The following is a 21,343-nucleotide window of genomic DNA, read 5'->3' as shown; positions in this document are numbered from 1 at the left end:
ACCACTCGACAGCAAAAGATTAAATAAATTTTAAAAATCAGTACATTAGAGTGAGTGTAAAGAATCTTTACGTTTTGAAAAAAAGCGGGTGTATCTTGATATTTTCTGTTGTGCAGGGTGTTGAATGCGTGTTTCCTCAGATTTATACCTGTATGCGGAACTCGGCGCCGTCATCTACATTCCGGGCGGTCAGGCTTCCACCCATATTCTGCTCGATGATGATTTTTGACATGTGCAAACCGATACCGGTTCCCTGCACTGTTTCCTTGGTCGTAAAATATGGATCGAAAATCCTTGGCATGTTGTCCTGGCTGATTCCGCCGCCATTATCCGTGATTGTAACTACGGAACAGGTGGTGTCTCTGAAGATGCTGATTTCGATGAATGGTTCTGCTACGGCTCTCTCCGTCAGCACATCCTTGGCATTGCTGAGTATGTTGAGCAGTACCTGTGCGTACTCGTTGCTGTATCCGACAATATGAACGTCAGGCTGCTCAATGATCGATATGCTGATGCCCTTTTCGATCAGGCTGGGATTGATGAATTCCACCGCCTTTGCCACCGCCTGATTGGCGGTAAAACAGGACTTTTCTTTGTTCTGGCAGAAAAAGTAGCGGAAATCGTCGATGGTCTGGGACATGTGCATGATGATGCCCATGATGCGCTCGACCTCGTGGTCCAGTTCTGCTTGCGACAGATCCTTGTGCTCAGGCAACCCCTGTACGATCAGGCTGAGCAGATTAAGCGGCTGGCGCCACTGGTGGGCGATGTTGTTGATCATTTCACCCATGGCCGCCATCCGGTTCTGCTGGATCAAGGTCTGTTCCTTCTGCCGCAGATCGTCCACCGCCGCTTCGATACGCTCTTCAAGGGTCCGGTTCAGGGATTCGAGTGCATGTTGTTTTTCAGCCAGATCCTCCTGCACAACCTGCCGCTCACAGATCTCTTCTTCCAGCAATAGCGCCTTTTCATGCTCCAGCTGTTGCGAGCGGTTCAGTTCAGCGATCTTTTCTTCCAGGGTGCGTGTCATCTCATCAAAGGCATGTCCCAGTTCTCCCAACTCACCCCCCGCAACCTGATTGCCGATTCGTATCTTCAAGTCGCCTCCGGCAATGCGCTGCGAAGCCGTCCGCAGCAATGTGACGCGATCCACGATTGAACGTTTGCCGATGAAGACGGCGAGGATCAGCGCAGAGACGACAAACGGCACCATGATGCCGATATTGTACAGGAGTCGTCGATTTGCCCTGGCAACGGCTTCCTTGATCGAAATGCCTGCCCGTACGTACAGGTAGGGCGACTGCTCGTCCGGCAGGTGCAGTTTGCGGTAGGTAGTAACGCGCCGGTCGCCGTCGTAGCGCACGAATTCAACGGTGGCCCGTTCCGGCCCTGTTTTCATCTTTGTCAGCTCCGCGGGCTGTATCGACTCGCCTACATTCCGGCCGGTCTCACTGCCGCGGCAGAGAATGATCCCGTTGTGATCGACCAGAATGTAGTTTGAGCCGTTTGGCAGCTGGGAGCGCATCAGGATGGATTTCAACACATTCAGATCCAGGCTGATTGATACAACTCCCCGGAAGACGCCGTGATCCTCAAGTGGATATCCCAAGGAGAAGATCGGTTGTTGCGTGATGGAACCGACGATGAACTCGCCCGACGAAAAGCGCCTGGTTGCCCGGGCATTCTTGAAATAGCGCCGCTCAGCCATTGACTGCGGCTTCGTGTAAGGCATGCCCGAGGCCCAGACCGCACCGTCGGCGTCAGTAATCAGTATGTTTTTATAATGGGGATTTTTTTTGAGGATGCTGCTGATGATCGACTGGACCCTGTCCGTGTTGCGATTGGCCACATCCGGTAACTCGGCCAGTAGGCTACCCAATTGCTGGGCATCATGAACAAGGTTTTCCTGCTCCTCGGCCAGATTGTCGGCCAGTCTCTGGGATTCGACCACCGCCTTGTGGTAGTCATCACCACGCGTTTTGATGCCCGAATAGATTATTATTCCCAGGGCCGGCAGCGTCAGCAGGATGGCAAGTGCAATCAGTTGAACTCGAATCGGCAGGTTCGAAAATACAAGCTTTTGCATCAGATCCCTTTGCGATCGGTCAAAATTGATCCAGAACGGGTTCTCATAATAGTACACTAATCTGTTTGCGGCAATCCCCAAAGATGTACACAAATACTTTTATTGCGGATCAGGAATCCGATCACAACGATGCCCAGCCTTAGTGGATTGCCGGCCGGGGCCATTACCATTGGATCGTCAGCTCCAGCAACTGCGTCCCTGCGGGTGGCTGTGCGGGGCGTTCCATGATCCTGCCCAATTCCAGCAGACGCTCCAGCAGCTCCGCCTGCCGGTTAGCAGGAATGCGGATTGTGAGGTGATGACCGGCAGGTGCCGGTTCCTCCGTGATACTCCCTGCTGAGCGGGCCACGGCTTTTCGGATCAAGGCCGCTGCGGTCGCCGGGTCGTTCACCTGCAGGCGAACCACGACCGGAGTCAGCGCCAGCCCGGCCGGGGCGCCGGACGCGCGATCCATAGCTGCTGGTGCTGCAACATCACTGCTGCGCTCCAGGCTGCGGCTCTTTTTCATCAGCTTGATCTCCGGTGCCGCCTCCTGGGCACGGTTTGAGGATTCCGCCGCCGGGGCCGTCTTCAGCGACTCGGCCTTGCCGCCATACTGATCTTTCAGGGCCGGCGGTGACGGGGCATAGCCTTTTGGAGCCGGTGCGGACCGGATTTGAGGCGCCAGTGGAGCAGGAGAGACTTCCGGCCCTGGGGCCGGCTGCGGAGCAGAGGCAGGGGCGGTTGTCTTTTGCGATTGTTGCGGGGCGAGGTGCTCCGTATTTTTACTTCCGGTCTGCGTTTGGGTGGGAGCTGGTGCTGGAGCTGGTGCTGGAGCTGGTGCTGGAGCTGGTGCTGGAGCTGGAGGCGCCTGCTGTACAGGGATTTCCTGCAGCTGCTGCTGTTTGGCCAGCTGTAGTTCCGTATCAACGCTGCGTGACAGGTAATAGCCGCTGACGCAAACGACCAGCAGGGCCAATGCTTTTACGGGGAAACCGGTGTTCAGCGGAAACCGGAAGCGCTGCAGCCAGCTGCGCTTTGCGGTCTGTTCTTCCCGCAGATGGGCCATGATGCGCGATTTCATCCAGCTGGGCGCCTCTACGTCGGGGACGCTTCTGATCAGATTCAGCGTGGTCTTCAGGTCGGCCAGATCGGCCCGGCAGCGTAGGCAGGAAGCAAGATGAGCCTCGATTTCAGCCTGTTCACCGGCATCTAAATCCCCGCTACTGTACGCAGCCAGGCGTCTCTGTATCTCTGAGTGGCTGTTCATATGACCCCCACCGCTTTCTTCAGGCACTCTTTTACTGCATCGCGGGCACGGAACAGTCGGGATTTCACGGTCCCCTCGCGCAGCTTCAAGGCCCCACCTACCTCTTCATAGGACATCTCCTGCATATCCCGCAACACCAGCACCTCGCGGAATTCGGGGGTGAGTGCATCAATGCAGTGCTGCAGGGAACGTCGCAGCTCTGCCTCTTCAAGTTGTTCCAGAACCGATCGCGCCCCGGACGGCGGGTCAGGCACGTTATCACCAGTGCCCCCCGGAAGCGGCGCATTCAGGGAATAGGCCTCGCGCCGTTCCCGTTGCTGCATCTGCTGCAAGCGATTGCGTGACAGGTTGATGACGATCGCTGTCAACCATGTGGAAAATTTTGCTTCGCCGCGGTAGTCGCCGATCTTGCGCCAAGCGGCAATAAACGAGTCCTGGACAATATCGCAGGCATCCTCATAGACGCCGGTCATGCGGAAGGCCACGTTGATCATCATCCGCTGGTGACGCTCCACCAGGCATTCAAAGGCCGCCAGGTCACCATTGCGGCAGGCCTGGGCCAGGGCGGCGTCATCGACAGTATCTGCGTGCTGTGCCGTCGTCATATATGAGACAGTGCAGCGGAGTGAAATGTTCCTGCAACTGCTGAAATCATGGTTCGCTTCCGTGTGGTGCAGTGTCCCCTGCGTGATTGTACAGGGGATGGTGATTACTGCCGTATGAGATTACAATATAACAAATGGACCATGCTGAAAACCATCGCAATTGAAACGAGGTGTACCATGAATGATCGAAACAATTCTACTATCTTGCAACCCACGGTAGCAGACCGTATCAAGGGTGCCGTGTGGGGACAATTCATAGGGGATGCCTTCTGTCTAGGCAGCCATTGGATCTATGACCTTGAGGAACTGGAACTGCGCTTTCCCGGTGGTCCCCGGGGATTCGAGGAGCCGGCCGTCGGACATTACCATGCCGGCAAAAGGCCGGGAGAGCTGACCCACTACGGTGACGGGGCCCTGCTGCTGCTACGCTCCCTGCAGGAGTGCAACCGTTTTGATGACACCGACTTCGGCTCGCGCTTTGTGTCGTTGATCGAGTCGCCCGAATATACGGGCTATCGCGATCACGCCGCCAAGGACACGGTGGCAAATTACCGAGCCTATTGTGCAGCACACCCGGATGAGGCCTACAGCTATCAGGATGGTGCCGATGACGACCAACCGGCCAGCATCACCCGGCTGGCCCCCCTGGTGGCCCGCTATTTCCGGGATTCGGACCTGGCGGGCATTGTGGAGCGGGCCACGCGGGTGTGCCAGAACAATCCTCGGGCGGTGGCCTATAACCTGACGCACGCCATGATCCTGCGGGAACTCTTCAACGGCACTTCGCTGAACGATGCCGTCAGTCGCGCCGCAAAATTCGCCCTGCAGCTGGGACCCGAAGGGGTTGTGCTGGCCGGGAAGATCGCTGATGCGGTTGCCGGTCGTGATCTGGCGGTGCGGGAAGTCACCCTGAAATTCGGCCAGTCCTGTCCGCTGATGAGCAGCTTTCCCGCGGCCCTGCAATGCGCCCTGCACCATGCGGGCGATTTCGGAGCAGCGTTGCGCGCCACGGCAGCGGCCGGCGGTGACAACGCGGCGCGGGGTGCCATGATCGGCGCCTGGCTGGGGGCTTCGTTAGGGATTCAGGCATTACCTGGAGGCTGGCGCGAAACCCTTGCTGCAGGAGAGGAGATTGCCGGCGGCGTTGAGTGTCTGCTGAGAGTGGCTGGCAGCGGAACCTGATCCTGATTCTCTTGACTGCCGGCATCTCAAACGGGCATCCGCCCCGCGGGGAGAGTTGTGTGTGACGTTTCGGTCACATGTTTGTACCATGCCACGGCCAATTCCCCCGTTGACTTCCACAAAAAATCGGTTGCCTTGCATCCTTTATTCGTAGCATAAAGATTGTTCGACAAACAGACGAGTGGATATATGCTGCGGAGGCTTCATGCAATTCTTTATCGATCCCTATTTCCCTGATGACATAAACGCGATTGGCGATTCGGGCATGGCCGGTTTTGAAGAAAAGCGGCCGCTCTATTTCTCGGGCTGCAAGAATTTTCTGGCCCTGTACCGGGATGAGATCAGGAAACTGCATGCAAGTGGGGCCTCGGGGACCGAAATTACCCACCTGCTCTGCGACATGATCGATGAACTCAACAACAAGCTGCTCCACTGTATTATCTACGATCTGGACGGCAGCGGGGCATTGATGGAACATATCGCCCTGGTGGCGGTGGGGGGCTATGGTCGCGGCGAACTCAATCCCTATTCCGATATCGATATCATGTTCCTGCATGACGGCACTTTGTCTGCCGCCCGGGTTGAGGACATCGCCCAGAAGCTGCTCTATTTCCTGTGGGATATGCGCCTGGACGTCGGTTATTCGGTGCGGGTTATTGCCGACTGTGTCGAGATGGCGGCTGCCGACGGGACGGTCAAGACCGCCCTGATGGACGCCCGCTATCTGAGCGGCAGCAGGTCACTCTACAACACCCTGCACAAGACCATCTTTACCCAGATCCTGCCAAAGTCCAGCGACAAGTTCATCAAGGAAAAGATGTCGGACATGAAGACGCGTCGGGAGAAGTACGGCTCGACCGTGTATCTGCTGGAGCCCAACCTGAAGGAAGGGGAGGGGGGACTGCGCGACCTGCAGACCGCCATGTGGGTGGCGCGGGTCAAGTTCAAGTTCAGCGACGCCAAGGAACTGATCATCAAGGGCATCCTCAGCGAAGAAGAACTGGAGAGCTACAATTCAGCCCTCGATTACCTGTGGCGTATCCGCAATGAACTGCATTATTTCAACGGCCGCAAGAACGACCAGCTTACCTTTGATGCCCAGGTCCATCTGGCCGGTTTTTTCGGGTACAAGGATCGGGGGCGGATCCTGGCGGTTGAGGACTTCATGCGGGATTATTACCGCCATGCCAACCGGGTGGAGCACTTTGCCTCCAGCCTGATGTCGCGCTGTATCTGGCGGGATGAAGGTGCGTTGAGAATCCTCGGCTATTTCGTGCGCCGGCCGGTCGGCGATGGCTGCTTCGTGCTCAAGGGTGAGCTGATTATACCCGATGAATCTGTCGTGGAATCCAATCCTCCTGTACTGATGAGAATCTTCGAGCTGGCCCAGAAGCATGGCGTGCAATTGAATGTGCGCGTCAAAGGGGTGATCAGAAAGAACCTGCATCTCGTGAACGACAAATTCCGGCGCAACAAGGAAGTGAACCAGTCGTTCATGAACATCCTGCGGGCTAAAAAGGATGTTACCGAGACCCTGCGCCTGATGCACCACCTGGAATTTCTCAACTGCTACATCCCCGAGCTGGAGCATATCTACTGCAAGGTGCAGCACGATCTCTACCACATCTATACCGTTGACATCCACACCCTCTTCGCTGTGGAAGAGGCCGAAAAGATGCTCAACGGCACATCCAGGGAGCTGCTGCCGTTTCCGTGCGAGGTTGCAGCCCAGGTCGGCAAGCCGGAACTGCTGATTCTGGCGGTGCTGTTCCATGACATCGGCAAAGGCGAAGGGGGTGGTCACGCCGAGAAGGGGGCTGCCATGATCCCGACCATTGCCCGGCGTATGGGGCTTTCCCGGGAGGACAGCGAGCGGCTTGAGTTTCTGGTGCGCCAGCATCTGATTTTTGCACATATCTCCCAGCGCCGCGACCTGCATGATGAACATATGATTGTCCAGTTTGCCCGCCAGATGGAGACCAGTGAAAACCTGAAGATGCTGCTGCTCCTGACGATTTCCGATGTCAGGGCAGTGGGGTCCGAGGTCTGGACCTCCTGGAAGGCGCTCCTGTTTCAGGAGCTGTACGAAAAGGCCTTCAATGTTCTGGAACGGGGAGAATTTCATCTGGAGGCCAGCAGTGAACGGGTCAAGGCGGTCATCAAAAAGGTCACTGCCATGCTTGAGGACGAATACAGTGCCGCACGTGTGCGCGAAGAACTCAAGGCCATGCCGGTCCGCCTGCTGCTCTCCAACAACCTGCCGGCCATCGCGGATCATGTCCGCCTGCTGATCGGCATGGATGAGACGGATGTCCTGATGCAGCTCACCCATGAACCGGCCAGCGGCTATTCCGAGTTTACCATCTGTGCCCTGGATATGCCGGGGCTGTTCTCCCGGATTACCGGCGTCATGGCGGCCAACGGCGTCAATATTCTGGGGGCCCAGATCAATACCAGCCGCAACGGCAAGGTGCTGGATGTATTGCAGGTGAATTCGCCGCAAGGGATGTTGATTGTGGATGAGCAGCGCTGGCAGAAGGTGGAAACAGAGATGCGCCAGGCCATCCATGGCGAGGTCAAGGTCACCGACCTGGTGGCGCGCCGTCAGCGCCCGACCCTGCTGACTTCCCGTCCGGCGCCACGCTTTGCAACGCGGGTCGAGATCGACAACGAGGTTTCCGAGGACTATACCGTAATCGATATCTACACCCACGACAAGGTTGGCCTGCTGTATCTGATCACCAGCACCCTGACCCGACTGGGGCTCTATATCGGCGTTTCAAAGATATCCACCAAGGTCGACCAGGTCGCGGACGTGTTTTATGTGCGGGATATCTTCGGACATAAAATCGTTGCTGACGACAAACTGGCGGAGATAACCACACAGCTGAAAACGGCCATAGACGAGTGGGTGTGAAAGAGGCAAGGATGAAGGATGAATAAAACTCATAATTCAACATCCATAATTCATAATTCTGTTATTGACCCGCTGCACGGCGTCACCTTGAAGATGATTGTGACCGATCTGGTGGAACGCTACGGTTGGGAGGAGTTGGGGAGATGCATTGACATCAGATGCTTTACCCATGACCCGAGCATCACGTCCAGCCTGAAGTTTCTGAGGCGAACCCCCTGGGCCAGGGATAAGGTTGAGGCATTGTATCTGCGGGACAGGCTATGACAGAACGTATCTATGTGCTGCCATGAACGACTACCTTGACCTCTTCATCAGCTACCTGGCCGTGGAAAAAGGGCTTTCCGCTAACACCCGGGAGGCCTACAGCCGCGACCTGGCGCGCTATCTCGATTACCTGGAACAACAGGGGCGGAGTGCGCCCGCCAGTGTGACATCCGCTGATATCGCCGCGTTCCTCGGGCGGCTCAAGGATCAGGGGATCGGTCCCCGCAGTCGGGCGCGCGGCCTCTCCGCCATCCGCATGTTCCACAAGTTTCTGATGATCGAGAACTATGCCGAGGTCAATCCCGCCTCGATCATCGAGGCGCCCCGCACCCTGCACAAGCTTCCCGATTTTCTTTCCTCGCAGGATGTGGATGCCCTGCTGGCCGCCTGTGCGGGGTCGTCCGGAGAAAATATCCGTGATCTGGCCATGCTGGAGCTGCTCTATGCCACCGGTCTGCGCGTTTCGGAACTGGTCGGGCTCAAGCTGCGCGAGGTAAACCTGGATGCGGGCTACCTGATGACTCTGGGCAAGGGCAGCAAGGAACGGCTGGTGCCGATCGGAGAATCGGCCTGCCAGCGAGTCAGCGCCTACCTGGAGGGGGTGCGCTACCGGCTCGATCCCGGCCGGCAGAACCGGTTCCTGTTTCTTTCCCGGCTGGGTGATGCCATGAGCCGGCAGGCCTTCTGGAACATCATTAAAAAACGGGCGTATCAGGCCGGCATCAGCAAGAATATTTCGCCCCATACCCTGCGGCACTCCTTTGCCACTCATTTGTTGGAAAACGGTGCTGATCTGCGTAGTGTACAGGTCATGCTCGGCCATGCCGACCTCTCCACCACCCAGATTTACACCCATGTCACCCGTGAACGGCTGAAACGTCTGCATCAGCAGATCCATCCGCGGGGATGAACTCGAGGGACCTTGCTAACCGGGGTCGTTTGTCGGAATAATTAGTTTTCCAGCTCCAGTGGATAGGCATATAGATAGTATTTATACAAAGGAAGGTAGCCATGATTACTGCAATATCGCGGCGGGTTTATTTCGTTTCCTATTATGTCATCTCGGTGCTGCTGGTTTTTACGCTCTTCGGGAGCGTGAAATGGCTGACGTACGTGCGGTTGATGACCGGCGGCACAGCAGCCAATGCGATCGTCACGACAACTGCCTGCGCAAACAGCATGACCTTTTCGTATAGCTTCGCTGTTGAGGGGAAAAACTACAGCGGGAGCGGGGGGGACGGGTACGGAAATCAGCCCTGCACCTCATTGAAACCGGGTGACTCTGCCATGATTTATTTTCTCGCAGCAGAGCCGGGAACCAATATTCCCGGAGATCCGGCGGCCCGTTTCATCAGTGAATTTTCCGCAATCGCGTTGGTTGCCTTTTTTGTACCGATCCTCGTGCTGCTTCTGCTGTTCGGTCTGATGAAATTGTGGCAGAAACAAAATAAATCTGGCACACAATAGATGCCGCTTGTGCAAGAGCCGCCCATCCGAAGCTCACCTCCTGTTTACAGATACCTTCAGCCGCTCACAGTTCTTTCGCCTTGAAACTCTGCCGCTATTCTTGTATAAAGAAAGCTTCCGATTTTGCCGCACTGACGCCAGAGCGCGTAAACATAATCATCTGCAATCCTGCGTTTTTCCAAGCCTTTCGGGGCATAAGCTTTTCAACCTGAGAATACTGGAGTCCGAGTGAAAATCTGTTCGCTGGCCAGCGGCAGCAAGGGTAATTGCCTTTATCTGGAGACCGGAGACACCCGTGTCCTGATCGATGTGGGCATGTCGCTGCGCGAGACCCTGCTGCGCATGGAGGGCCTTGGTGTTGATCCGGCCGGTGTTCACGCCGTCCTGGTCAGCCATGAACACATCGATCATATCCGCAGTGCCGGCTCCTTTTCACGCAAATTCAAGGTTCCCGTGCTGGTCAGTCATCTGGTCCGCCGCAAGGCGGACAAATACCTGTCAAAGACGCAGGTGATCGAGTTCGAATCCGGGTGTGCCTTTGCGTTCAGAGGTACCCGGATAGACCCGTTTCCGATTACCCACGATGCCTGCGACCCGGTCGGCTTTGTGATCGAAACGCACGAGGGGCGCTGCGGATCGGCTACTGATCTGGGGATTGTCACCCGCCTGGTCACGGAAAAGCTGCGCGGCTGCCGTTTCCTGAATCTGGAATCGAATCACGACCTGGATATGCTGATGAACGGCCCCTATCCCTGGGAGCTGAAGCAGCGCATCAAGTCACGACATGGCCATCTCTCCAACGAGGAATCGCTGGAACTGCTGCATGAACTGGCCCATGACGGTTTGGAAGCGCTGGTCATGGCCCACCTGTCCGAGGTCAACAACCACCCCGACCATGTGCTGCGCACGACCGAGTCTTTTCTGCGGGACCAGAACGTTTGTGCGCCATCGATCGTTATCGGTGACCAGTTCAAGGCCAGTTGTGTGATAACCATCTAGATATTCATTTGAACCTGATACTACACCAAGGAGTTTTTGCATGATCGAACGCTATTCCCGCCCTGAAATGGCCCAGATATGGGCTGCCAAGAACCGCTTTCAAATCTGGCTGGAGATCGAGACCCTGGCCTGCGAGGCCCAGGCCGAGCTGGGTGTGATCCCCAAAGAGGTCGTGCCGGTCATCCGCGCCAAGGGCGCATTCGATATCGCCCGCATCGATGCCATCGAGGCCGAGGTCAAGCACGACGTGATCGCCTTTCTGACCTCCGTAGCCGAATACGTCGGCCCCGAGGCGCGCTTTATCCACCAGGGCATGACCTCCTCCGACGTGCTGGATACCTGCCTTTCGGTACAGTTGACCCAGGCGGCCGATGAGCTGCTGGCTGATCTGGACATGGTGCTGGAGTCGCTCAAAACACGTGCCTATGAACATAAGGATACGGTCTGCATCGGCCGTTCCCACGGTATCCATGCCGAGCCGGTTACCTTCGGCCTCAAGCTGGCCTCCTTCTATGCCGAGATGCAGCGCAACCGGACCCGCCTGGCGGCCGCCCGGGAGAATATCGCCACCGGCGCCATCTCCGGCGCAGTCGGCACCTTTGCCAACATTGATCCCTACGTCGAAGAGTATGTCTGCGCGAAAATGGGTCTCAAGCCCGAGCCGGTCTCGACCCAGGTCATCCCCCGCGACCGCCACGCCGAGTACTTCTGTGTCCTGGCGATCATCGCCTCGTCCATGGAGCGCATCGCCATCGAGGTGCGCCACATGCAGCGCACCGAGGTGCTGGAGGCGGAGGAATTCTTCAGCAAGGGACAGAAGGGGTCGTCGGCCATGCCCCACAAGCGCAACCCGATCCTGTCCGAAAACCTGACCGGTCAGGCCCGCTACATCCGCTCACTCTGTATCCCGGCCCTGGAAAACGTGGCACTGTGGCATGAACGCGACATTTCCCACTCCTCGGTCGAACGCTACATCGCCCCGGATGCCACGGTGGCGCTTGACTTCTCCCTGCGCCGGCTCAACGGCCTGATCAAGAACCTGGTGGTCTATCCGGAGAATATGACCAGAAACCTCAACCAGATGAAGGGACTGGTCTTCTCCCAGAAGATCCTGCTCGATCTGACCCAGGCCGGGGTGTCACGCGAGGATTCCTACCGACTGGTGCAGCGCAACGCCATGAAGGTCTGGGAGCAGGGGGCGGACTTCCAGACGGAACTGCTGGCCGACCAGGAGGTGATCGGGGCGCTGGGCGAAGCCAGAATCCGCGAGGCCTTTGACCTGAATTACCATCTGAAACATGTGGATACGATCTTCAAGCGGGTGTTCCGTGCTTAAGCTCTTGTCTGTCCTGCAAGGCCTTTTTCGACCAGTGGAAACCGATGGCATCCTGCTGTTCTGGGCCAAGGAAATCCTGGCCGCGCTGCTGATCCTGTCGCTGTTCTGGATGCTGGCTCAACTGGTCAGCGCCATCCTCAACAAGTGGGGCAAGCGGTTGGCACGTGCAACCACGACCGACCTGGACGACCGTATCCTGCAGAGGATCATACCGCACGTTTCCCGTTTGCTGATCATGCTGGGGCTCTATCTGGCGATCCGCTCGCTGCCGCTGCATGAAAAACTTGTGCTGGTACTCTCCGGCGCCCTGTTTGTTGCCCTGGTGGTCATCTTCTTTAATCTGCTCTTTCACGCCCTGGACGAATTGCTGCAGTGGTACCTGAACGGCCGCCAGCAAGGCAGCAAGGATCTGATTTCGCGGAACATGATCCCGTTTGTGGAAAAACTGGCCATGTTGTTCCTGATGGGCACGGCCCTGATCATCATCCTCAAGCATTTCAATTATGATATCTTATCGGTAGTCACCGCCCTGGGGATTGGCTCACTGGCCATCGGCCTGGCGGCCAAGGACACCCTGGCCCATATGATCTCCGGATTCACCCTGATGCTTGATCAGCCCTTCCGGATCGGTGACCGTATCCAGCTGGCGGGGGGACAGATCGGGGATGTGGCCGACATCGGCCTGCGCAGCACCAAGATCAAGACCCTGGACAACCAGCTGCTGATTATCCCCAACTCTGATCTGTGCAACACCATGCTGATCAACCAGGCCTTTCCCGATGCCCGCGCCAAGGGGCGCATCAACATCGGCGTGGCCTATGGCAGCGATGTGGAGCGGGTCAAGGCACTGCTGGTGGCGACCGCCCTGGATTGTGAAGCCGTTCTGCGCGATCCGGCACCGGAGGCCTATTTTGCCTCGTTCGGAGATTCTGCCCTCAGTATGAGTCTGTTTTTCTGGGTTGAGGAGTACAGCCAGCTGTTTGTTGTAACCGACAAGATCAATACCAACATACTGCGCCGCTTCAATGAAAGCGGCATCGAGATACCGTTCCCCATCCGGACGGTGATTATGGATAAAGGACCTGAGTGATATGCCCAACAGAATAGAGATTGCCCTGAAAGACGGCGTCCGTGATGCCCGCGGCGAGCGGATCAAACGAGAGATCGAACATTTTCTGCACCTGCCGGTCGATGAGGTCCGTACGGTCGACGTGTATACCGTTGACGCAGCCCTGTCGCAGGGCGAGCTGGAGCAGGCCGCCAGCGGCCCCTTCAGCGACCCGGTCATCCAGTCCTGGAGCATCGATCTGCCCCTGGCTGCCGGCTTTGATTTTGCCGTGGAGGTCGGCTTTCGGCCCGGCGTCACCGACAATGTCGGGCGTACGGCCCGTGAAGCGGTGGCCTATCTGACCGGTCGTTCCTTTGGCGATGGCGAAGGTGTCTATTACGCTGTGCAGTACCTGCTGAAGGGGGCGCTCTCGCTCGCAGATGTGGAAAAAATCGCGACCGGTCTGCTCTGCAATACCCTGATTCAGCGCTATGCGATCCTGCCGGCCCCGGAGTTCGTTGCCAAGCGCGGTTTCCCGGCAACGGCACCCAAGGTGAGCGGTACGACCAAGGCCGAGGTGCGGGAGATCGATCTGGAGGTTTCCGACCAGGAGTTGATGCGCATCAGCAAGGATGGCGTCCTGGCCCTGACGCTGGACGAAATGCAGATTATCCAGGCCCACTACCGTGATGCGAAGGTTCTGGCCGAGCGTCAGAAGCATGGTCTGGGTGCCCGTCCGACCGATGTTGAGCTGGAGTGTCTGGCCCAGACCTGGTCTGAACACTGCAAGCACAAGATCTTTGCCGGCACGGTGCAGTACGAGGATGAGAACGGCAACAAACAGGAGATCAAGTCCCTGTTCAAATCCTTCATCCAGCGCACCACCAAGGATGTGCGGAAGAAGCTGGGTGCCAAGGACTTCTGCCTGTCGGTCTTTAAGGACAACGCCGGGGTCATCAAATTCAACGACAGCCACTCGCTGGTCTTCAAGGTCGAGACCCACAACTCCCCTTCCGCCCTGGATCCTTACGGCGGGGCGCTGACCGGCATTGTGGGGGTCAACCGCGATCCGTTCGGTACCGGCCAGGGCTCCAAGCTGATCTTCAATACGGATGTGTTCTGTTTTGCCGATCCGTTCTATGCCAAGCCCCTGCCATCGCGTCTCCTGCACCCGCGCCGCATCTACGAAGGCGTGGTCGAAGGTGTCGAGCATGGTGGCAACAAGAGCGGCATCCCGACGGTCAACGGCTCGCTGGTCTTTGACGAACGTTTTGCCGGCAAGCCGCTGGTTTTCTGCGGCACGGCCGGGCTGATGCCGGCGGTCGTCAACGGCCAGCCGGGGCATGACAAGTACATCAAGCCTGGCGACCTGATCGTCATGACCGGCGGCCGCATCGGCAAGGACGGCATCCACGGCGCCACCTTCTCCTCCGAGGAACTCAACGAGAATTCACCGGTGACGGCCGTTCAGATCGGCGACCCGATCACCCAGAAGCGCATGTTCGACTTCCTGATCCGTGCTCGCGACAAGGGTCTGTATCGCTTCATCACTGACAACGGCGCCGGCGGTCTCTCCTCCTCCATCGGCGAAATGGCCGGCGAGTGCGGCGGCTGCCGCATGGACCTGGCCCTGGCGCCGCTCAAATACCCCGGCCTCAACCCGTGGGAGATCCTGATTTCAGAGGCCCAGGAACGCATGTCCCTGGCCGTGCCGCCGGAGCAGATCGATGCCTTTCTGGCCATGGCCGTGCGCTTCGGCGTGGAGGCTACGGTGCTGGGTGAATTCACCGATAACGGTGTCTTTCACATGCTCTACGGTGACCGGACCGTGGCCTGGCTGCCGATGGAATTCATGCATGAGGGGCTGCCCCCCATGCAGCTGCCGGCCAAGTGGAACCCTCCGCAGAATGAGGAACCGACCCTTGAGCAAAAAGAAAACTACACGGATGACCTGAAACAGCTGCTGTCCGCCCTGAATATCTGCTCCAAGGAGTCGGTGGTGCGGCGTTACGACCATGAAGTGCAGGGGGGCTCGGTGGTCAAGCCCTTCAGCGGTGTGGCCAATGACGGTCCCTCGGATGCAGCCGTGGTGCGGCCGATCCTGGAATCCTTCGAAGGGGTGGTAACGGCCCACGGCATCTGCCCGCGCTACTCGGATATCGATACCTACCATATGACCGCCAACGCCGTCGACGAAGCTCTGCGCAACTACGTGGCCGTGGGTGGTTCACTGGAACTGGTGGCCGGACTGGACAACTTCTGCTGGTGCGACCCGGTCCAGTCGGAGAAGACCCCCGACGGCGCCTACAAGATGGCCCAGTTGGTGCGCTCCAACCAGGCGCTGTACGATGTCTGCATGGTCTACAACCTGCCGCTGATTTCCGGCAAGGATTCCATGAAGAACGACTTCTATGACGGTACCACCAAAATCTCCATCCCGCCGACCCTGCTGTTTTCCGTTATCGGCAAGATGGAGGATGCCCGCAAGGCCGTCACAATGGATGTCAAGCGTCCCGGCGACATCGTCTACCTGCTGGGCAAGACCGCCGATGAACTGGGCGGCTCCGAATACCTTGCCCTGCGCGGTTCCATCGGCAACAACGTGCCGCAGGTGGATACGACCAAGGCCTATAGTCGCTACCAGGCCTACCACCGTGCGGTTATGGCCGGAACAGTCGCATCCTGCCACGACCTGTCCGACGGCGGCCTGGCCGTAGCAGCGGCGGAGTCGGCCTTTGCCGGCGGTTTCGGCATGACCCTCGACCTTGCCCGCGTGCTCTGGAAGGGTGATCAGGGCGGCCGGAACGACCTGACACTGCTGTTCTCCGAATCGGCCTCCCGTCATCTGGTTACGGTCCATCCTGAAAAGCGTGCCGAGTTCGAGGCGATCATGAGCGGCAACTGCTTTGCCTCGATCGGAGAGGTAGTGGAAGATCCGACACTGACTATTATCGGACTCTCCGGTGCTGCTGTGGTCAAGGATGGATTGGTTGAACTCAAAGAAGCCTGGCAGTGCACGTTGCGGGAACTGTAGCCAAACAACTGTGACCGCCACCATCCAGCATACCCTCAGGACCGTTTTCGGCTTTCACGAATTCCGCTCGCCGCAGCAGGAGGTCATTGATCAGGTTGTAGCCGGTGAGGATGTCTTTCTGGTCATGCCGACCGGCGGCGGCAAGTCGCTCTGTTACCAGATTCCGGCCCTGCATCGCCCGGGTCTGGCGATTGTCGTTTCGCCGCTGATCTCGCTGATGAAGGATCAAGTCGATGCCCTGCTGGCCAATGGGGTGCGGGCGGCCTGCTTCAATTCATCCCTGACCTCGGATGAAGCCCGGCGCGTTTCGCGGCAGATGGATAACGGTGAGTTGGACCTGCTGTATGTGGCGCCCGAACGGTTGATGCAGCCGGAGTTTCTGGAACGGTTGTCCACATTGTCGCTGGCGCTGTTTGCCATTGACGAGGCCCACTGTATCTCCCAGTGGGGACATGATTTCCGCCCCGATTACGTCCAGATCGGCAGGCTGCGAGGGTTGTTCCCGGCCGTGCCGATTGTAGCCATGACCGCCACGGCTGACCCGGAGACCCGCAAGGACATCATCCGCCAGCTGGGGATCGAGGGCGCGACGGTGTACGTCGCCGGATTTGATCGCCCCAACATCACCTATACGGTCATGCCCAAGAACAAACCGTTTGCCCAGCTGGGCTCGTTCCTGAGCGGCCGGCGGGCTGAGGCCGGCATCGTCTATGCCCTCAGCCGCAAACGGGTCGAACAGGTGGCTGAACGACTCAATGCTGCCGGGTTCACCGCTGCCGCCTATCATGCCGGCCTGCCGGACGAGGAGCGACGCCGGGTGCAGGATGCCTTCCGGCGCGATGACTTGCGCATCGTGGTGGCGACCGTGGCCTTTGGCATGGGGATCGACAAGCCCAATGTGCGTTTTGTCGTGCATTATGACATGCCCAAGAGCGTGGAAAGCTACTATCAGGAAACCGGCCGGGCAGGGCGGGACGGTTTGCCATCCGAGGCGCTGATGCTGTTCGGCATGGGCGATGTCATGACCGCCCGCGCACTGATCGAGAACAGCGACAATCCTGAACGGGTGCGGATCGAACTGCAGAAACTGAACGCCATGGTCGCCTATGCCGAGGCACTGACCTGCCGCCGCCGGGCACTGCTGGCCTATTTCGGTGATCAGCGCGATTATGATTGCGACAACTGCGATATCTGCACAGATCCTCCCCAACGTTTCGATGCCTCGGAACTGGCTAAAAAGGCGCTTTCCTGTGTTTACCGGGTCGGCGAGCGTTTTGGCGCCCGGCATGTCATCGATGTGCTGCGTGGTGCCAAGGGACAGCGCATCCTGGATCTGCGCCACAACGAACTGTCCACCTATGGCATCGGCGCGGATCTTTCCTCTGTGGAGTGGGATAATATTTTCCGCCAGCTGATCCATTTGGGGTATCTGGTGCAGGACTTTACCCGCTTCGGCGCCCTGGGACTCTCCCCGGCAGCCCGTCCGGTGCTCAAGGGTGAGACCCAGGTTGTTCTCGGTCTGCCGCGTGATGTGGCCAAGGTGGAAGAAAAGTCGCGGCGCAAGAGCGGGGCCGGTGAGGGTGCCCATCGCGCCCTGTTTGAAGAATTGCGCTCCGTGCGCAAGCATATCGCTGATAGTGCGGGAGTTCCACCCTTTGTGGTCTTCTCCGATGCCACGCTGGTGGAGATGGCCAAGAGCAGGCCCCGCGATGAACGTGAACTGCTGGCGATTACCGGTGTTGGTGAACACAAACTGCGCAAGTATGGTGGGCAATTCCTGGCCGCAATTGGTGAATATCTCCGCCAGACGTCACCCGGGGCTGACTGTGCCGGTCTCCGTCTGGAACTGAGCGATACCCAGCGCGATACGTTGGCCCTGTACCGGCAGGGACTGTCGTTGCCGGAGATCGCTTCCCAGCGCGGTCTGAAGGATCTGACAATTGTTTCCCACCTGGAAGAGCTGCTGGCTGCCGGGCAGGATATCGATCTGCGCCGGTTCGTTGATGCGGATAAACTGCCGTTGATCGATGCCCGGCTGGAAACTTTGGGCGCTGTCAGCCTGACGCTGCTGAAAGAGGGGCTGCCGGAATCCATCAGTTATACCGATCTGCGGCTGGTTCGAGGGGCGAGGGGCAGAGGGCGTCAATGCTGAAAATATTCTAAAGGACAGACCCGCGGCAATTGGTTACACTACTAATCCGGTTCTCAAGGAGAAGCTGCATATATGAAAAAAACACGTTCAATCGTCATCACCGGCAACGGCACCAACTGCGAGATGGAGGCGGCCCATGCCTGCCGTCTGGGGGGCTTCGACGAGGCGGTCATCGCCCACATTGCAGAGATTCTCTCCGGCGAGATCCGTTTGGATGACTTCCACTTCCTCAACCTGACCGGCGGTTTTCTGGACGGGGATGATCTGGGGAGCGCCAAGGCCCAGGCCAACCGGCTGAAACACGCCACCGTGGCCGGCAGTGGTGAGAAGCTGGTGGAGCAGTTCAGCCGCTTCATCACGGACGGCAAGCTGATCCTGGGGGTATGCAACGGCTTCCAGTTGATGGTCAAGATGGGCATGCTGCCCGGCTTTGACGGCCATTACCTGGCACAGTCCGTTACCCTGACCCACAACGACTGCGGACGCTTTCAGGACCGCTGGACCTACCTGAAGGTAGATCCGGCCTCGCCCAGCGTCTTTACCAAGGGCATTGAAAAGGGCATTTACCTGCCGATGCGTCACGGCGAGGGCAAATTCCTGTGCGACTCGGATGCAACCTTGGAGCGAATCGAGAGTGAGCACCTGGCGGTGTTCAAATATTCTGCTCCGGACTATGCCGCTCCAACCATGGAATTCCCCGCCAACCCCAACGGTTCGCAGAACGCCATTGCAGGCATTTGCGATGTTAGCGGGCGATTGATGGGGCTGATGCCGCATCCCGAGGCCTATGTCCATTATACCCAGCATCCCCGCTGGACGCGCGAACAGCTGCCGGAAGAGGGTGATGGCCTGATACTGTATAAAAATGCGGCCGAGTATGTGCGAAAGAATCTGGTGTAACGTGATGTTTTCTTGCCCAAGGAGTTTTATCCAATGAATCTGTCTCGTCCCCAAGAAGAATGCGGCGTTTTTGGTGTCTATAATCATCCCGAGGCGTCCAACCTGACCTATCTCGGTTTGTATGCCCTGCAGCATCGTGGACAGGAAAGCTGCGGAATTGTCTCATCCGACGGGTCGACCCTGCATGCCCACAAACGGATGGGCCTGGTGGCCGACGTGTTCAGCAATCAGGATGTCTTCAAAAAACTGCCCGGCCGGTCCGCCATCGGCCACGTGCGCTATTCTACAGCCGGGGCTTCGGTGGAAAAGAACGTGCAGCCGATCATGGTGGATTACTCCCGCGGTTCCATCGCCGTCTGCCATAACGGCAACCTGGTCAATGCCCAGCTGCTCAAGGCCGAGCTGGAAGCCTACGGATCCATCTTTCAGACCACCATGGATACGGAGATCATCATCCATCTGCTGGCGGTGGCCCGTACCAACTCACTGGTTGATCGCATCGTGGAGGCATTGAGCCGGATCAAGGGCGCTTATTGTCTCCTGTTTCTGACGGAGAGTCGCATGATCGCCGTGCGCGACCCGAACGGTTTTCGACCGCTCTGCCTGGGGAAACTGGGTTCGGGTTGGGTGGTTGCCTCGGAGAGCTGCGCACTGGACCTGATTGAGGCCGAGTTCATCCGCGAAATCGAGCCGGGTGAAATGATTGTCTGCAATACTGACGGGGGCATCGAGTCGCTGTTTCCCTTTAAAAAGGTTGTTCCGACCCCCTGTATCTTTGAATTTGTCTACTTTGCCCGACCGGATTCCACCATTTTCGGCAAAAATGTGTACCTGACCCGCAAAGAGATGGGGCGTCAGCTGGCACGGGAATACCAGGTGGACGCAGATGTCGTTATTGCGGTGCCCGATTCCGGGGTGCCGGCCGCCATGGGGTATGCCGAGGAATCGGGCATACCATTCGAGATGGGGCTGATCCGCAATCACTACGTTGGCCGTACCTTTATCGAGCCGGCCCAGTCAATCCGTCACTTCGGCGTCAAGATCAAGCTCAATCCCGTGCGGGAGCTTCTCAAGGGCAAGCGCGTGGTGGTTATCGACGATTCCATCGTGCGCGGCACCACCTCCCGGAAAATCGTCAAGATGGTGCGGGATGCCGGTGCCAAAGAGGTGCATATGCGCATCTCGTCCCCCCCTACCAGCTATCCCTGCTATTACGGCATCGACACCCCCAACCGCAAGGAGCTGATCTCGTCGTCTCACACCATCGATGAGATCTGCCGCTATATCACCGCTGATTCATTGGGGTACATGTCTGAGGCCGGCCTGCTGAAATCGGTCGGGCTCAATAATACGAATTTCTGTAAAGCCTGTTTTGCCGGAGATTACCCGGTTGCATTCCCCAAACCTGCGGAATTGCCGCAGATGGGACTTTTTGAGGAGGAGCAGAGCAGATGAGTGACCGCGAACAGTTAAAGAAGATCATTCTGGAGTTGTCCTACGAAAAACGACTGGTGAAGCTGGCATCGGGCCGAGAAAGCGATTTCTACTTCGACGGTAAACAGACCACCCTGCATGCGGTCGGCGGCTTTCTGACCGGTAAACTGTTTTATGAGGCCATCAAGGATGTGGAAGGGGTAGAGGCGGTCGGCGGAATTACCCTGGGAGCCGATCCCATCGCTACCGCTACCTCGATCGCCGCCCACCTGGCCGGTCAGAACCTGCATGCCTTTATCATCCGCAAGGAGCCCAAAGGACACGGCACCGGCCAGTGGCTGGAAGGCCGCAAGAACCTGCCGCCGGGAACCCGGGTGGTTATTGTCGAGGATGTGGTCACCACCGGCGGCTCTTCCATGAAGGCGGTCCGTCGAGCCGAAGAAGAAGGACTCAAGGTGCTCGGTATCGTCACCCTGGTGGACCGTGAAGAGGGTGGCCGTGAAAATATCGAAGCCGAAGGCTACTGGTTGAGAACGATCTTTACCAAATCGCAGCTGGTCGGGGCGTAGAACGGATTAGCTTCACTGTGTGCACGTTGAATGAATTTTTATTCATTACATGCAGTGCACAATGTGGTATACCTCCCGTAGTTTTCTGTTGCTGCTGATCA

At 57.8% G+C, this 21,343-nt stretch carries 16 protein-coding genes; 13 read left to right on the top strand and 3 right to left on the bottom strand.

The genetic code is table 11. From position 1 onward, the window contains the following. Window positions 1–142: 142 nt before the first annotated feature. The 3 genes from ACOCF6_RS03925 to ACOCF6_RS03915 all read right to left on the bottom strand — a co-directional run bounded on the left by ACOCF6_RS03925 (window position 143) and on the right by ACOCF6_RS03915 (window position 3,940). Window positions 143–2,086, bottom strand: a complete 1,944-nt coding sequence (locus tag ACOCF6_RS03925; protein WP_482459083.1) for a cache domain-containing protein — start codon at window positions 2,084–2,086, stop codon at window positions 143–145. Between the two features lie 163 nt (window positions 2,087–2,249). Beyond that, a complete protein-coding gene (locus ACOCF6_RS03920; RefSeq protein WP_482459082.1) occupies window positions 2,250–3,335 on the bottom strand; it encodes an anti-sigma factor family protein in 1,086 nt (361 codons plus the stop codon). Continuing rightward, window positions 3,332–3,940 (bottom strand): RNA polymerase sigma factor, encoded by a 609-nt coding sequence (locus ACOCF6_RS03915; RefSeq protein WP_482459081.1) that lies wholly within the window; start codon window positions 3,938–3,940, stop codon window positions 3,332–3,334. The genes ACOCF6_RS03920 and ACOCF6_RS03915 overlap by 4 nt, the downstream gene beginning before the upstream one ends. Before the next feature lie 177 nt (window positions 3,941–4,117). On the opposite strand from ACOCF6_RS03915, the gene ACOCF6_RS03910 reads away from it, so the two are divergent. The 13 genes from ACOCF6_RS03910 (at window position 4,118) to pyrE (ending at window position 21,242) form a co-directional block, all read left to right on the top strand. Then, window positions 4,118–5,122, top strand: coding sequence for an ADP-ribosylglycohydrolase family protein (locus ACOCF6_RS03910; protein WP_482459080.1), 1,005 nt, complete (start codon window positions 4,118–4,120; stop codon window positions 5,120–5,122). A 205-nt stretch (window positions 5,123–5,327) separates the two neighbouring features. Continuing rightward, window positions 5,328–8,039, top strand: a complete 2,712-nt coding sequence (gene glnD / locus ACOCF6_RS03905; protein ID WP_482459079.1) for a [protein-PII] uridylyltransferase — start codon at window positions 5,328–5,330, stop codon at window positions 8,037–8,039. Window positions 8,040–8,057: 18 nt separating this feature from the next. Beyond that, on the top strand, window positions 8,058–8,303 hold the full coding sequence (locus tag ACOCF6_RS03900) for a VF530 family protein (RefSeq protein ID WP_482459078.1): 246 nt from the start codon (window positions 8,058–8,060) through the stop codon (window positions 8,301–8,303). Between the two features lie 22 nt (window positions 8,304–8,325). Then, window positions 8,326–9,213 (top strand): site-specific tyrosine recombinase XerD, encoded by an 888-nt coding sequence (gene xerD / locus ACOCF6_RS03895; protein ID WP_482459077.1) that lies wholly within the window; start codon window positions 8,326–8,328, stop codon window positions 9,211–9,213. A 101-nt stretch (window positions 9,214–9,314) separates the two neighbouring features. Further along, window positions 9,315–9,770, top strand: a complete 456-nt coding sequence (locus tag ACOCF6_RS03890; RefSeq protein WP_482459076.1) for a hypothetical protein — start codon at window positions 9,315–9,317, stop codon at window positions 9,768–9,770. Window positions 9,771–9,998: 228 nt separating this feature from the next. Continuing rightward, a complete protein-coding gene (locus ACOCF6_RS03885) occupies window positions 9,999–10,769 on the top strand; it encodes an MBL fold metallo-hydrolase (RefSeq protein ID WP_482459075.1) in 771 nt (256 codons plus the stop codon). A gap of 40 nt (window positions 10,770–10,809) precedes the next feature. Continuing rightward, window positions 10,810–12,105: an adenylosuccinate lyase gene (purB, locus tag ACOCF6_RS03880; protein ID WP_482459074.1), complete on the top strand. Its 1,296-nt coding sequence runs from the start codon at window positions 10,810–10,812 to the stop codon at window positions 12,103–12,105. Next, on the top strand, window positions 12,098–13,195 hold the full coding sequence (locus ACOCF6_RS03875) for a mechanosensitive ion channel family protein (RefSeq protein WP_482459073.1): 1,098 nt from the start codon (window positions 12,098–12,100) through the stop codon (window positions 13,193–13,195). Before purB ends, ACOCF6_RS03875 begins: the two co-directional genes overlap by 8 nt. A 1-nt stretch (window position 13,196) precedes the next feature. After that, window positions 13,197–16,187: a phosphoribosylformylglycinamidine synthase subunit PurS gene (locus ACOCF6_RS03870; protein ID WP_482459072.1), complete on the top strand. Its 2,991-nt coding sequence runs from the start codon at window positions 13,197–13,199 to the stop codon at window positions 16,185–16,187. Window positions 16,188–16,197: 10 nt separating this feature from the next. Next, the gene (gene recQ / locus ACOCF6_RS03865) at window positions 16,198–18,339 is read left to right on the top strand and encodes a DNA helicase RecQ (protein WP_482459071.1); all 2,142 of its coding nucleotides are present in this window, start codon (window positions 16,198–16,200) and stop codon (window positions 18,337–18,339) included. Between the two features lie 72 nt (window positions 18,340–18,411). Next, a complete protein-coding gene (locus ACOCF6_RS03860; RefSeq protein ID WP_482459070.1) occupies window positions 18,412–19,239 on the top strand; it encodes a phosphoribosylformylglycinamidine synthase subunit PurQ in 828 nt (275 codons plus the stop codon). A 33-nt stretch (window positions 19,240–19,272) separates the two neighbouring features. Continuing rightward, window positions 19,273–20,694 (top strand): amidophosphoribosyltransferase, encoded by a 1,422-nt coding sequence (purF, locus tag ACOCF6_RS03855; protein ID WP_482459069.1) that lies wholly within the window; start codon window positions 19,273–19,275, stop codon window positions 20,692–20,694. Continuing rightward, window positions 20,691–21,242: an orotate phosphoribosyltransferase gene (gene pyrE / locus ACOCF6_RS03850; RefSeq protein WP_482459068.1), complete on the top strand. Its 552-nt coding sequence runs from the start codon at window positions 20,691–20,693 to the stop codon at window positions 21,240–21,242. The genes purF and pyrE overlap by 4 nt, the downstream gene beginning before the upstream one ends. Window positions 21,243–21,343: the final 101 nt, after the last annotated feature.

The sequence above is a fragment of the Geobacter psychrophilus genome (assembly GCF_056821595.1).
Note: the sequence above shows the minus strand (reverse complement) of the source record. Positions and strands in the feature narration are given on the sequence as shown.